The sequence below is a fragment of the Bacillus sp. ISL-55 genome, assembly GCF_018613155.1.
Taxonomy (GTDB): domain Bacteria; phylum Bacillota; class Bacilli; order Bacillales; family Cytobacillaceae; genus Mesobacillus.
Genome location: NZ_JAGGQU010000038.1, coordinates 55118 through 68533 on the forward strand (window position 1 = coordinate 55118; position 13416 = coordinate 68533).

A 13416-nucleotide genomic window follows, 5' to 3' on the forward strand; every position below is an offset into this window, starting at 1 on the left:
CGCAGTGTCTTTTCAAGTGCTCGTCCCGCCTGAAGAGAATTATTCTATGTGACCTTTTTTGGCTTGGTGGCCTCTTTTGGGCTTATAGGTTAATTCTATAGGACCTTTTTTGGCTCGGTTGCCTCTTTTGGGCTTATAGAATTTTTCTATAGGACCCTTTCTGGCTCGGCGGCCTCTTTTGGGCTTATAGATTTATTCTATAGGACCTTTTCTGGCTCGGCGGCCTCTTTTGGGCTTATAGGTTAATTCTATAGGACCTTTTTTGGCTCGGTTGCCTCTTTTGGGCTTATAGAAATTTGCTATAGGACCTTTTTTAGCTTGGTGGTCTTTTTTGGGCTTATAGTTGTTACCTTTCCGCCTGGTTCGTGCAGATTCAACAATAAAAGAACAAAAGAGCCTTCCTAAAAGAGTCTCTTCAATATTTTAACCAATTTATAGGGGAGAAAGCTATAAAAAAGGAAAAGTCCCGGTTGCTTTTGCTGCCGGGACTTCATTATGATAACTATTCTACTCCATCCACTCTGGCTTTCCGAAGCCTTTGAAATCTTCATCGATGATTTCTTCAAACTCAGGTGATTCTACGACTTCTTTGATGTCCTTTGCGAATTGAGCATCCTGATCTTTTGTATTGATGACGACGCGGTTGCGGTACTGGTCTGGCATGTTCTCCAGCTGAAGCGCATCTAGAAGGTCCATTTTAGCGGCAAGAGCGAAGTTGCCTGGTACTGCTGAAAGGTCGACGCTTTCGACTGCTCTTGGAAGCTGTGCTGCTTCGATTGGCTTGAACTGAAGGTTTTTAACGTTATCTTTAACATCCTTTTCAGAAACTGTCAGTGGGTCAGCATTAGGATCAAGCTTGATTAATCCGGCGTCTTCAAGAATCAGGAAGGCGCGTGCTGCATTTGTTGGGTCATTCGGAATCGCGATGGCAGAACCCTTTTCGACTTCTTCCAGTGAATTGAATTTTTTAGAGTAAATTCCCATTGGCGCGGTTGGCACTACGATCACTTCCGAAAGTTCGAGTTTATGTTCTTTCGCGAAGTTTTCCATATACACCTTGTGCTGGAACAGGTTAGCGTCAAGGTCACCCTTGGACAAAGCAAGGTTCGGCTGGATGTAATCGCTGAACTCAACTACTTTCACTTCATAGCCTTTTTTCTCCAGAAGCGGCTTGATGGCTTTTGAAACCATATCGCTGTATGGACCGGATGTCGCACCGAATGTCACTTTTTTCGCGTCTGCTTTCGCATCGCCGCTGGATGCTGAGTCGCTGCCGCATGCTGCAAGCAGCCCGATAGTTAATAACAACACGAATGAGAATAATAATTTTTTCATTTTAAAAGAACCCCCTATTATTTATCTTTTGTCTACTACTCTTGCAATCCTGTCTCCGCCAAACTGGATCAGCTGGACGAGACAGATCAGGATAATGACTGTCGTAATCATGATTGTATTGTCGTATCTGTAATAGCCGAAGCGGATTGCCAGGTCGCCAACTCCCCCTCCGCCGACAATGCCGGCCATTGCCGAATAGGCAACAAGGCTGATGATGGTGATGGTCACACCCTGGACGATGCCCGGCTTTGCCTCGGGAATCAAAACGTCTTTAATGATCATCCATGGCGTCGCACCAGTTGCAACGGCAGCTTCGATGACACCCTTATCAATTTCCCGGAAGCTTTGCTCTACGATTCTAGCGAAAAACGGAATCGCCGCGACAGATAGAGAAACAGATGCGGCTGTCGGCCCGATCGTTGTTCCTGCAATTAGATTCGCCAGTGGCAGAAGGGCGATCAATAAGATGATAAATGGAACCGAGCGAATCAAGTTGACGATGAAGCCGGCAATATTTTTAAAAGTTTGATTTTCAAGAAAAAGTCCCTTATCGGTGACAAAAAGCAGGACCCCTGTAGGCAATCCTACGATAATGGCAACAAAGATGGAGATGCCGACCATATAGATTGTTTCAAAGAATGCTTTGTTCAATTCCGGCAGCAATGAAATCAGGTTATCAAGCAGCATCATCAATCACCTCCAGGTTTTTCGTCCTTGCCGCAATGTAGGCTATCGCCCGATCAATCTCCACCTGTTCTCCCGTGACCTCCATAATGAAAATCCCCAGTGGAATATCCTGAATATATTCAATCTTCCCATGCAGAATATTGCCGCGGACCTTAAAGGTTTGAAATACATCAGATATGACTCCCTGCTCGGCAATCTCACCCTGAAAATAGATCTTGATCAGCTTTCCTTGACGCTCCTCAAGCAATCTCTCCGGCAGTTCGAATTGAAGGATTGAGTTGACGAAATCCTTTGTGAGATGTTGTTTCGGATTCGCGAAGACTTCGTATACATTCCCTTCTTCAATGATTTTTCCATCCTGCATAACCGCCATCCTGTCGCAAATCGTCTTGACGACTTCCATCTCGTGGGTGATAAGGACAATGGTGATGCCCAATTCACTATTAATCTTTTTAAGTAAAGATAGAATCGATTTCGTCGTGCTCGGATCCAGAGCAGAAGTAGCTTCATCACACAAAAGCACTGATGGATTATTCGCGAGTGCCCTGGCGATGCCGACACGCTGTTTCTGTCCGCCCGACAATTGTGCCGGATAGACATCTTTTTTATCTGAAAGACCGACCATATCGAGAAGTTCCGTAACTCTAGCACTGATTTCCGCTTTTGGAAGGCCAGCACCTTTCAACGCAAAGGCAATGTTTTCACTCACCGTCTTTGCGCTGACAAGATGGAAATGCTGAAAAATCATCCCGATTTTCAGGCGCGCTTTCCTCAGTTCAGTCTTGCTCAAAGAAGTGAGCTCTACACCGTCAATATGTATCTCTCCTGATGTCGGCTTTTCAAGGAGGTTCAAGCAACGGATCAAAGAACTTTTCCCGGCACCGCTGTAGCCGACAATTCCGTATATCTCTCCCTTTTCTACTTTTAATGAAACATGGTCAACACCAGTAACTGACCCCTTTTTCGTTTCGTATATCTTGACCAGGTCTTTCACTTCAATCATTCTTCGCACCCCCGTTTTTTAAAAATAAAAAAGCCTCTTTCATTCATAGAAAGAGGCATCGTAAACATCTATACGACTTATCTTTCAGAATGAAATCATTCTGTAGGAAGTGGCACCTTTCCCAAAAAGGAGGTTGCCGGACGTCATTGGGCCTAATCCCTCAGTCTCTCTTGATAAGTTTCTTATTAAATTAATTTCGATAATTGAAATATTAAGACTATCTGATTTATTTGTCAATAAAGTTTTTTCGGAGATTCTAAAGTGATACCGCTTACACGATTGAGGGAGTAAGGAAATATTTTTTTAAAAAAAATCCCCAAGCTCAATTGATTTTTTTCAAAAAAAAAAAAGAAAAAACCCTTGTTTACGATAAAACAAGGGCACCGTAAACAAGGGAACCTGCGATGACATAGGCAGGGTGAACTTTTAATTTTTCCATCAGGATGAAGCTGATTCCGCCTATCAGAATCGTCTGCATCAGGCCGACTCCCTCATAGGAAGAGAAAAAGAAATCATAGGTCATGACTCCTAAAAGGACGGCAATGACAGGGCGGACGACGATTGTCAGCCTTTTGACACGCGGGGAATCTTTGAATTTCATCAACAGTCCAAGCAAGCTGATCATTAGGATTAAGGATGGTGCCACCGTGGCAAATACCCCAACGATCGCACCGAGAATACCGCCTTCTGCATATCCAATATAGCCTGCCATCTTGGTGGCAATCGGCCCCGGCAATGCGTTGCCCATCGCCAGCACTTCACTGAATTCATTGACTGTCATCCATTCATAACGGTCAACAACTTCATTTTCGATTAACGGAATGGAGGCAGGTCCACCGCCATATCCTAAAATTCCCGGAATGAAAAAGGCCAAAAATATATGGAAATAAATCATTGCTGCTCCCCTCCTCTTTGTTTATTTTCAGCAGGAGCAGGGTCTTTTTTCAGCAAGGCACCCAGCAGCAATACAAAAATTAAAATAGCGGGATGCAGATTCAAGAATTGAAGAAGTACCAGGCTGCCGATAAGCGCTACAGCTGTCCAGGCCCATCCAAGCTTTGACTTGCCTGACTTCTTGATGAAATCCCAGGTCAGGACAGCGAGCATGACTGCAACAACTGGAACAACAGCCTCAGCCATTCCGTTCACCCATGGCTCATCTTTATATGAGTTCAGCCCGGTCAGCAGCAGGATCATCAGGATGATCGCCGGAATCATCGTTGCTGCGAGGGCATTGAACATACCCAGGTATCCGCCTACACGATAGCCAATGTATCCAGCCATTTTTGTGGCAATAGGTCCTGGCAGCGCATTTCCCAAAGCAAGGACATCCCCGAACTCATCAGAATCCATCCATTTATATTTTTCTACCACTTCCTTATGTACAAGCGGAATCGAAGACGGGCCTCCCCCATAGCCAAGGATTCCGACGCGAAAAAACGCTAAGAATAAATCTCTTTGTTTCAATACTTCACCTTCTCTTCTGTTATTAGTGCCTAAAGCAGTCTCTTTCTATGAATCTTATTGCTTTTATTTTATTATAGACTCATATATTCGATACTGCATGTCAAATACAAGTTAATTTACCGTCGGGGGGCTTATTTTTGTAATTTTAATCTTGTAAATGGTTCATGTTCACCTGGCGATACACTTTATTGGCGAATTTTTAATTTTATCGACCACTTTTTGAATTATTTCGACCACAATCACAATTATTTCGACCACTTTTTCAATTATTTCGACCACATTCACGAATATTTCAATCAAGTCGCATTTCTGCAGCAATCCGTATAACAATTCTTCGTTTAAAAAAAGTACCACAACCCTAAGGCTATGATACTCATAAAATTATCTATTAAACTTAAAAATCGAAACTGAATCATTTAACTCACTCGTCAGCTTTCTCAAATCAGTAACCTTTTTCGATAGGTTACCGAATGCCGATAATTGTTCTGTGGTGGAGGCCGAAATTTCCTCACTGCCTGCTGCTGTTTCCTCGACGACTGCACTGATGGATTCGACATTATGGAGGACCTTGGCTCCCAGTTCTTTTGAAGCTTCCATCCCTTTGACAAGTTGAGTTACTTTTTCCGAAATGCCGGTTACCTTTGCTTCGATATTCCCAAATGCACTCATTGTTACATTCATCGACTTCATCTGTTCTTCGGCTATGATACCGCCTTTGTTCACTGCTTCTCCTATTTCATCGAGACCGCTTTTCAGCAAATTGACCATATCAAAGATTTGCGTAGTAGCAGTGTTTGATTCTTCGGCAAGCTTTCTGACCTCTGCGGCGACAACCGCGAAACCTTTTCCGGCTTCACCTGCCCTTGCTGCTTCGATGGCAGCGTTTAAAGCGAGCAAATTCGTTTGGGCTGCTATAGCTGAAACGGATGCTGCCATATCTTCAATTTTCGCTGCATAGCCAACGAAATGGTCAGTTGCTGTCTGGATGGACTGTGAAGCCAATTTGTTTTCCGAAATTAAGGCCTTTTGACCTTCGATTGCCTTTCTTCCTTCGCCAATTGCTTCCACTGCTTCCTTGCTGTAAGAAGACGATTCCTGGGTGTGGTCCAGGTTAAGCATAATTTCTTTATCCATATCATCGATTAACTCAACTGATTGCTGTAAATCCTCTGAAACGGTTTGTGCTCCTGCAGAAAGCTCATCTGTTGATACTGCTACTTGATTCGAGATTTCCGTAAGCGCGATATTTTCCTGCTCAATTTCCGCTGCGAAATCCTCCACTTCCCTGCTCGCCATATTCACCTTTTGCAGCAAGGATGTCAATTGTGCAGCCATCACATCAAACGACTCATTCAAGGTTCCCAGCTCGTCTTTGTGTTTATAAGGAACTTTTTCAATCATCAAGTTCCCTTTGGAGATTTCTTGTGCATTAATAGCAATCTGCTTCAATGGCTTGGTGATCGAGCTAGTCAGCCTGACCCCGATTCCCCCGGCAACGACAACGAGCAGGATGCTGCCTATGATCGCCGCAAATATTATGAATTGAATCTGATTTTTCAAGTCCTTCTGCAGAAAATCGTAATATTCATTGACCTGTATATTCAGCAGGTGAAGGTCATTCAGGACACCTTCACTGCGCAATGACTGACGCTTCACCTCTGCACTATTTTTCTGTTCAAGCGCTTTGTTAGCTTCACTTTCAAGGGCAGTGAACTTTTCAAGAGCCTTATCCAAAACTTTTTTGCTGTCTTCCTGCTGGATCAAGCCTTTTGCCTGTGCGAAAATTTGAGAGGTTTTCTCCATTTTCGTCAGAGCATCCTGCCGGTTTCCTTCGGTTGGGTTGAATGAAAAATTGCTAAGCGATTGCTTCGTCGCAGTTGTCTCAGACTGAAGGTTCTGCACTGTCAGCAATACCTGTACGTAATCTTGGTTCGATGCCTGGACCATTAGCATTCTGTAAATAATAAATGAGATCATCACAATCGATAATCCAATCGCGAGTAATAAGTTAAGCAGTAACTTCTTTTTTATAGTCATGTTGGCTCCCCCAGTTGCAACTTGTTAATCTAGCTGTATTGAAAGTTCGTTATTTGATAGTTTGGCTTCCAGGTCTTCTAGGCTTTTTTCCTGTTCCGAAGTCAGCTTGATCACCCTTATTGGCGCAAGTCCTACACCACTTTCGTTTATGCCAAGCTCAATCTGCTTTGCTTTTAGCTTATTTTCACCCTGGAACTCTTTGACTGTTTCATACAGCGCAACATCGACGTTTTTCAGCATCGAGGTAATGATCGCTTTTTCGGCAAAAAAGTATTGATCACTATCCACACCAATAGCAAACTTTTTCTTGGATTGTGCTTCCTTCAATACACCGACACCTGTAAAACCAGCTGCTGTATAAAGTACATCGGCACCATCATCAATCATTCCAGAAGCAATCTTTCCTCCAAGTTCTGCATTGCCAAAATCATTCGCGTATGCAACTTTAACCTCTGCTGCCGGATTCACAGCTTTTACTCCCTGTTCAAACCCAGCTTTAAACTTGTGAATCAGCGGCACATCGGCTCCGCCAACAAATCCAACAATATTAGACTTTGAAGCCATTCCTGCCACCGCACCCGCCAAGAAGCTTCCCTGTTCTTCTTTAAAAGTAATGGAAGTAATATTATCCAATTTTGATACTGAATCAACCAGGATAAATTGCTGTTCCGGATACTTTTTTGCCACCTTCTCAAGATCCTCAAGGACCATGAAACCCAAACCAATGACAAGGTCATTACCTTCTTCGACAAGCTCAGTGAACCCTTTTTCATAGCTGCCTACAGTCTGAAGCTCTCTGTAATCAAAAAGAATATCAAGCTCATCTCTCGCTTTTACCAGACCGGCAAAAGCCGCATCACTGAAAGATTGGTCCCCAAGTCCGACGTCAGACAACATAATACCGATTTTGACCCTTTCTTTCGCCTTCAGCTCCGAGTTTGCACACCCAGCAAGGGTTCCTATCAGTAAAAATAAGATTACAAGCATATTCATAATTCGTTTCATCTAGATGTCCTGCTCCCTTTTAAAAATTTATATGTATTTCATCGACCATAGCGAATTTTTGTTTACGAATATGCAGAAAGTCTATCTTTTGTTAATTTTCTAACTTCTGATATAGAAAAAGCAGACTGTGCAATACAGCCTGCTTCGATTTCATTATTTTATTTTCGTGAACCTGTTCAAATCCCCATTTTCGCCAAGGACAATCAGGATATCCTCTGCTCTCAGCGTCTTCTCTGGATCTGGAGAGATGTCGACCTTGTTGGCAGTTTTCACACCGATTACTGTGATATTGTATTTGGCACGCAGGTTGATTTCAATCAAGTTTTTGCCAGCCATGCTCATGGGAAGCTTGATTTCCTCGATACTGTAATCATCGGAAAGCTCGATAAAGTTCAGTACATTTGGTGATGCCATCAGCTGGTGGGCAACTCTCTCCCCCATATCCCTTTCCGGGAAAATGACTTTGTCAGCGCCAACCTTGAACAACACTTGTGCATGGTGCTTGTTAAGGGCCTTGGCAACGACATTTGAAACTCCCATTTCTTTCAGTATCAGAACGGTGAGTATACTTGCCTGGATGTCGTCTCCAATCGCCACAATGACAGTGTCAAAGTTCCTGATCCCTACTGCCTTCAATGTTTGCTCGTCCGTTGAGTCACCAATTACCGCATGGGTTACAAACTCCTTATAGTCCTCGATATGTTGTTCACTTTTATCAATCGCCAGCACTTCGACCCCTTCATTGTATAAAGTCGTCGCTACACTTGATCCGAAACGGCCCATGCCGATTACTGCATATTGTTTTGCCATAAAAAACATCCTCCTACCCAATCATCACTTTTCCAGCTGGATATCGATAATGATCCTCTTTTCTCTTTTTCGCTACTGCAAATGCCAGTGTCAGCGGACCAACCCTGCCCGCGAACATTGTAATGGTAATCAATATTTTTCCGTATGATGACAGCTCAGGGGTCAAGCCCATTGAAAGTCCTACAGTTGAAAAAGCTGATACTGCCTCAAAGAATATCATTAAAAAATCTTTTCCTTGTTCGGTGATGGTCAACACCATTGTAATCAATACTACTAAAAAAAGCGAAATCAATGTAACCGTCAGCGACTTGGAGATAATGCCGGGATCCATTCTTCTGCCAAAAAATGTGACATCCTCCCTGCCGCGAATTTGTGACTTGACTGTACCAATCAGGACTGCAAAGGTGGTTGTCTTGATTCCTCCTCCTGTAGAGCCTGGCGAAGCGCCAATGAACATCAGGAAGATGATCAAAAACAAAGTTGACTGCTGCAAGTCCCGAATATTTAACGTATTGGATCCTGCTGTCCTCGGTGTGACAGCCTGGTAAAGTGCCCCGAATATTTTACCAGTCATAGTCATCGGCTTCAAGGTGTTTGGATTGTTAAATTCCAGGATGAAAATCAGGAGGGCTCCTCCAAACACCAAAAAAGCTGATATTGTTAAAACAATTTTTGAATGCAGGGAAATTCTCCTTGTATTGCGATAGTCAAATAGCTCATTCATGACAATGAATCCAATTCCGCCTAAACTAATCAGCGACATCATGGTGATATTAACAATCGGGTCTTCAGCATATTCCGTAAGGCCTTTAAAACTGCCCATCAGGTCGAATCCCGCATTGTTAAAGTTAGAAACAGCATGAAAGAAGCCAAAATAAATCGCTTTACCTGCAGCCATTTCCTGTGAAAACCTCAGAGATAGAATGATTCCACCAGTGATTTCAACAACCGCTGTAAAAAGGAAGATTCGTTTGACCAGCCTGACAATCCCTTCTACAGTCGAGTTATTCAATGATTCCTGGATAATCAGTCTTTCCTTAAATGAAATTCTTTTGCCCAAAATAAATGCAAGCAATGTGGCGAAACTCATGAAACCAAGCCCACCAACCTGAATCATCGACAGAATGACCATTTCCCCAAACCGTGTAAAGGTATCGCCTGTGTCTACAACCACAAGACCTGTCACACAGGTGGCCGAAGTTGCCGTAAACAATGCATCCAAAAATGAAAGTCCTTTAGCATCAACTGTAGAAACTGGCAGTGACAGCAACACTGTCCCTAAAAGAATAATTGCTCCAAACCCATAGACAAGAACTTTCGGTGGGTCGAGACTTAAAAATATTTTCCTGCGCATGATCCTTCCTTCTTTCCTTAGTATGAGGAATTATGCGTCTAATATTTCTTTGCAGGGACCTATGGTTACTGAATTTTAAATAGTCGACATATCTAAAATACAGCAAAACAAAAAAGCCCCCAGAGGCTAAAAGATAACAGCCTTGTGGACTTTTGAATTCTCGTCACACAAGCTTCATCTTCCTCTTCTGCAACGCTTACGGAGTTAGCTGTCGGATTAGGGCTCAGAATAGCCCCGCCTATTATTAGGCCTCACCCCAAGTGGATTGCATCCACGAAGTTGGTTCCCCCGCTCCTATCGGATTCAGCGATTTAGAAATATGAAACTCATTTAATTTTTGTTCGGAAATCTGAAACTGTTGTAATCATACTCCTCCCACATTCTACTTGTAAACATGAAAAGGAAGTCAAAAATGACTCTTTTTATTCAATTTCATTCAATATTAATACCAAATCTCAGTCTTTCTTACTGAATCGCTTTTTTTCTTCGTTTTTTACTTTTTAAAAATCGGGCGATTCCTACTCCAAATGACGCGGTTTATAGTGATTCATTTAAAGGTAAATAATAGGGTTGATAAAATAGTTATTTTTGTGAATAGATTTTTTGGGAGGTATCGTGGATGAAAGCCATGATTATATTGAATCCATCGTCAGGAAAAGAAAAAGCGACTGACTACGCTGAAAAAATAGAGGAAACCTTACGGGAGAAATACGATGAAATAGATATTCGAAGAACCGAGAAAGAAGGCGATGCTGCAACATTTGCTACCGAAGCCTGCATTGCATTATATGATGCGGTCATTGCCATGGGCGGTGACGGGACAATTAACGAGGCCATAAATGGAATGGCTGAACAAGCTCATAGGCCTGCTCTCGGTATCATCCCGCTCGGAACGGTCAATGATTTTGCCAGGGCACTCAATATTCCCCTGGATCCCTATGAAGCTATTTCGATTCTGGATCAGCACTACCTCCAGCCAGTTGATATAGGTAAAATAAATAAGCATTATTTTGCCAATGTTATAGCAGCAGGAGCGATTGCAGAAGCTTCTTACAGCGTGAGCCCTGAACTAAAAACAAGACTTGGTTCACTGGCCTATTTTATGGAGGGAGCAAAATCGTTCCTAAATGGAGAGGCAATTGATATAAGTGTTGAGCACGATATCGGTAAATGGGAAGGGCAAACTTTCCTGCTGATTGCTGCTCTTACGAATTCTGTTGGCGGGTTCGAGGCCCTTGCTCCGGAAGCAAGCGTAAATGACGGTAAATTTCATGCTTTCATTATTAAAAAGATGTCTATCCCGAAAATTGCATCACTTATCCCCTCGCTTATGAAGGGTGAATTGGAGGAAAGTGAAGAAGTGGAATATATTCGGACCTCCTTCCTTAAAGTAACTTCTGACAAAAAGCATGTGGTCAATATCGACGGGGAAGAAGGCGAGCCATTACCATTCGATGCAAAAGTCCTGCCAAGCCACCTAGACGTATTTGTTCCGAAAAGAGAAAAAAACTGAGCTGGAATTGAATCCTGCTCAGTTTTTTCGTATTTACTTCACACTAGAATTAAAGTTATAGAAGAATTTAGCTGTGATTGAGCCATCTTCATTTTCCTGGATATCCGTAACATGAATCCCAGAGTCAGCAGGCGTAGCACCGTAGCCCTTCCAGAAGTAGTAAGAACCTGTGTGTACATTTCCGCTTACTGGAGTCAGCTTGTCTCCTGTCTTGAAGAAGTCAGCAGCATCACCGCGGTTAAGGTTTCTTTCCAGGTCATACTTGCCGTCTGCCTGAAGGACAGATAGACCATAATGTGTTACTACTTCGCCATTGCTTGCAGTCTGTGACTGGTTGAACTGGAATCGCTTGTTCATCCAGTTTTCAACGTTGTTCGGACGGAAGCCAGCAGTTTGGTAAAGGTTGATGACATTTTCATCGACATGCCATGCAACTAAACCATGAGCGTCTTCACCTTGACGGACCATTCCTTTATTAAAACCATCTTGCTGCATGTTTTCGAATAGGAAGTATTCAGTTCCGTTAGATCCCGGAACTTCCATTTTAACGATGCCGTTATCAGCATCTGCTTTGCTTGCAGCTGGTAACGTGATAGTTTGTACTCCACTTTCTGGTGTTACTTCAATTGGCTCTGCCCATCCCAAGAAAACCTTAGAGAACGGATCGAAGTGTGTTGGAGAGTTTCCTGAATATGCCGCTGTATTAGGATAGCGCATCCAAGAACCGCCAGCCATCATGGAGTAGTTACCGACACCTTCTGATGAGTAAAGAGTGTCATAGAAATCTGGAAGACCTAGAGCATGTCCAAACTCGTGTGCGTAAACACCTGTTTGAGCAGGGAAAGGACCTGTTTTTAACTCTTCTTTATACGAGTTAGTTGCTGTATCAAAACCAGATACGTTACCACCGATACCAGGCTGGATGTTGTAGTTGTTTACAACTACTTCATCATAAGTCATGTCTTCTGCAACTGTTTTGTTAATCCATTCACCCTGGGACATACCTGCATGAGCATCAGCTGGTTTGCCAGTTTCATAGTATTTTCCGTAGTAAAGCGCGCTTAGCAAGCTCCACTTGTGTGACCAGAACTGAGCTGGGTCACGGCTGAATTCAGCGCCTGTTCCTTCATGGATAACGAAGATATTTGGAACTTCACCGTCTACAGCGTATTCAGAAAAATCAACTTCCGCATCCGCTGCTTTTAACAGGTCACGAATGAACTCGCCTGTATGAGCATCTCCATTTACGTTTCCAAGCTTATATACTCCACCTTCAGCATGCGTGCCTTCCTGGTCAAGATAGTATGAAGCACCTTTAGGCATCTCTACCCAAGCAAAGTCGGTATTTTCTTTACGGACGAGGTTGACTTTTCCATAACTTGATTCCTTGTATGCATTTTGCATGGTACGATTCTTCGGTACATCTGGACCATCAAATTGATCGAATTGCTCCAGCTCATAAGGGTTGTACTCTTTTCCGAAAATCAGATCCTCATAATACTTGGCAGGTACTTGTCCTGGCATGTCACCAACCGGCTCATCACCATCAGGGTATTTAGCCAACAATACGAGCACTGGAACATCGCCTGTTGCTTCATTGTAAGCAACATGGTTATCTCCCGGCTGCTGGAATTTCGCACCTGTATTTGCTAGCTTTTCAGCTGGATCGACCTTTGAAAGATCAATCCCTAATTCCTTTGCTCTATCAACTAGCTCTGGAGCCGCACCTACATGGTGAGCAAGGCTTAGTTCATATTTACTTTGTGGTTTGACAGCAGAATCAGTTGAGCTGACTCCCGCAAATACCGCGCTCCCTGCTAAAGCAAGAGACAGCGCTGAAGTTGAAAGGACTTTTAACACTTTATCCACTCCCTATTAGAATATTTCTATTTCCTAAATAATATAAAATATTCAGTATATTCTAAATAGGGATAAAGTATTGTTTGATAGTATTTATAGTGAGTCGAAAGGCTTAACTTTTAATAATCGTTATAAAATTTAACTATATTGCCATAATAATCCATATAGTAAATTTTATTAACAAACTTGATAGGAAGTTGTTCTGACGACCTTTGTTGTCCGACTCTTAACCTGAGTTAAAGTTGCATCAAGTTAAGACAACTTTTCTTGTTTTTCTTTAAAAGCTGTCTCAAGCTGGATCAACTTCTGACAGCTTTTCATGCTTTTCCTTGAAAGCTGTCTTAA

12 protein-coding genes and 2 riboswitches are annotated in these 13416 nt (G+C 42.8%); of the genes, 1 reads left to right on the forward strand and 11 read right to left on the reverse strand.

What is annotated here, in order from left to right:
* Window positions 1-507: 507 nt before the first annotated feature.
* From J7E32_RS17795 to J7E32_RS17840, 10 genes are all read right to left on the reverse strand, one after another.
* The gene (locus J7E32_RS17795) at window positions 508-1335 is read right to left on the reverse strand and encodes a MetQ/NlpA family ABC transporter substrate-binding protein (protein WP_214910100.1); all 828 of its coding nucleotides are present in this window, start codon (window positions 1333-1335) and stop codon (window positions 508-510) included.
* A 21-nt stretch (window positions 1336-1356) separates the two neighbouring features.
* The gene (locus J7E32_RS17800; RefSeq protein WP_214910393.1) at window positions 1357-2022 is read right to left on the reverse strand and encodes a methionine ABC transporter permease; all 666 of its coding nucleotides are present in this window, start codon (window positions 2020-2022) and stop codon (window positions 1357-1359) included.
* The gene (locus tag J7E32_RS17805) at window positions 2012-3025 is read right to left on the reverse strand and encodes a methionine ABC transporter ATP-binding protein (RefSeq protein ID WP_214910102.1); all 1014 of its coding nucleotides are present in this window, start codon (window positions 3023-3025) and stop codon (window positions 2012-2014) included. Before J7E32_RS17805 ends, J7E32_RS17800 begins: the two co-directional genes overlap by 11 nt.
* A 74-nt stretch (window positions 3026-3099) precedes the next feature.
* A riboswitch (SAM riboswitch) is annotated at window positions 3100-3205 on the reverse strand.
* 184 nt (window positions 3206-3389) lie between these two features.
* Window positions 3390-3920, reverse strand: coding sequence for a chromate transporter (locus J7E32_RS17810; protein ID WP_041964878.1), 531 nt, complete (start codon window positions 3918-3920; stop codon window positions 3390-3392).
* Window positions 3917-4492: a chromate transporter gene (locus J7E32_RS17815; protein WP_214910104.1), complete on the reverse strand. Its 576-nt coding sequence runs from the start codon at window positions 4490-4492 to the stop codon at window positions 3917-3919. Before J7E32_RS17815 ends, J7E32_RS17810 begins: the two co-directional genes overlap by 4 nt.
* Window positions 4493-4660: 168 nt before the next feature.
* On the reverse strand, window positions 4661-4846 hold the full coding sequence (locus tag J7E32_RS17820; RefSeq protein ID WP_214910106.1) for a hypothetical protein: 186 nt from the start codon (window positions 4844-4846) through the stop codon (window positions 4661-4663).
* A gap of 27 nt (window positions 4847-4873) precedes the next feature.
* Entirely contained in the window at window positions 4874-6529 is a 1656-nt protein-coding gene (locus J7E32_RS17825) for a methyl-accepting chemotaxis protein (RefSeq protein ID WP_214910108.1), read from the reverse strand.
* A gap of 24 nt (window positions 6530-6553) precedes the next feature.
* Complete coding sequence (locus J7E32_RS17830; RefSeq protein ID WP_214910110.1) at window positions 6554-7534, reverse strand: BMP family lipoprotein; 981 nt, start codon at window positions 7532-7534, stop codon at window positions 6554-6556.
* Between the two features lie 153 nt (window positions 7535-7687).
* Window positions 7688-8344 (reverse strand): potassium channel family protein, encoded by a 657-nt coding sequence (locus J7E32_RS17835; RefSeq protein WP_214910111.1) that lies wholly within the window; start codon window positions 8342-8344, stop codon window positions 7688-7690.
* A gap of 13 nt (window positions 8345-8357) precedes the next feature.
* On the reverse strand, window positions 8358-9698 hold the full coding sequence (locus J7E32_RS17840) for a TrkH family potassium uptake protein (protein ID WP_214910113.1): 1341 nt from the start codon (window positions 9696-9698) through the stop codon (window positions 8358-8360).
* Between the two features lie 177 nt (window positions 9699-9875).
* Window positions 9876-10017, reverse strand: a riboswitch (cyclic di-AMP (ydaO/yuaA leader).
* A gap of 300 nt (window positions 10018-10317) precedes the next feature.
* Here J7E32_RS17840 and J7E32_RS17845 point away from each other — a divergent pair.
* Window positions 10318-11211 carry a diacylglycerol/lipid kinase family protein gene (locus tag J7E32_RS17845; RefSeq protein ID WP_214910115.1) on the forward strand — a complete coding sequence of 298 codons (894 nt, stop codon included), beginning with the start codon at window positions 10318-10320 and terminating at the stop codon, window positions 11209-11211.
* A 33-nt stretch (window positions 11212-11244) separates the two neighbouring features.
* On the opposite strand, the gene J7E32_RS17850 is transcribed toward J7E32_RS17845, so the two are convergent.
* Window positions 11245-13080 carry a M6 family metalloprotease domain-containing protein gene (locus J7E32_RS17850; protein WP_353654067.1) on the reverse strand — a complete coding sequence of 612 codons (1836 nt, stop codon included), beginning with the start codon at window positions 13078-13080 and terminating at the stop codon, window positions 11245-11247.
* Window positions 13081-13416: the final 336 nt, after the last annotated feature.

Bases quoted from the DNA above. Each gene is read 5' to 3' on its own strand.
- J7E32_RS17805 (WP_214910102.1), bottom strand. From the start codon at position 3,025: ATGATTGAAGTGAAAGACCTGGTCAAGATATACGAAACGAAAAAGGGG.
- J7E32_RS17840 (WP_214910113.1), bottom strand. From the start codon at position 9,698: ATGCGCAGGAAAATATTTTTAAGTCTCGACCCACCGAAAGTTCTTGTC.
- J7E32_RS17830 (WP_214910110.1), bottom strand. From the start codon at position 7,534: ATGAAACGAATTATGAATATGCTTGTAATCTTATTTTTACTGATAGGA.
- J7E32_RS17835 (WP_214910111.1), bottom strand. From the start codon at position 8,344: ATGGCAAAACAATATGCAGTAATCGGCATGGGCCGTTTCGGATCAAGT.
- J7E32_RS17825 (WP_214910108.1), bottom strand. From the start codon at position 6,529: ATGACTATAAAAAAGAAGTTACTGCTTAACTTATTACTCGCGATTGGA.
- J7E32_RS17810 (WP_041964878.1), bottom strand. From the start codon at position 3,920: ATGATTTATTTCCATATATTTTTGGCCTTTTTCATTCCGGGAATTTTA.
- J7E32_RS17800 (WP_214910393.1), bottom strand. From the start codon at position 2,022: ATGCTGCTTGATAACCTGATTTCATTGCTGCCGGAATTGAACAAAGCA.
- J7E32_RS17845 (WP_214910115.1), top strand. From the start codon at position 10,318: ATGAAAGCCATGATTATATTGAATCCATCGTCAGGAAAAGAAAAAGCG.
- J7E32_RS17795 (WP_214910100.1), bottom strand. From the start codon at position 1,335: ATGAAAAAATTATTATTCTCATTCGTGTTGTTATTAACTATCGGGCTG.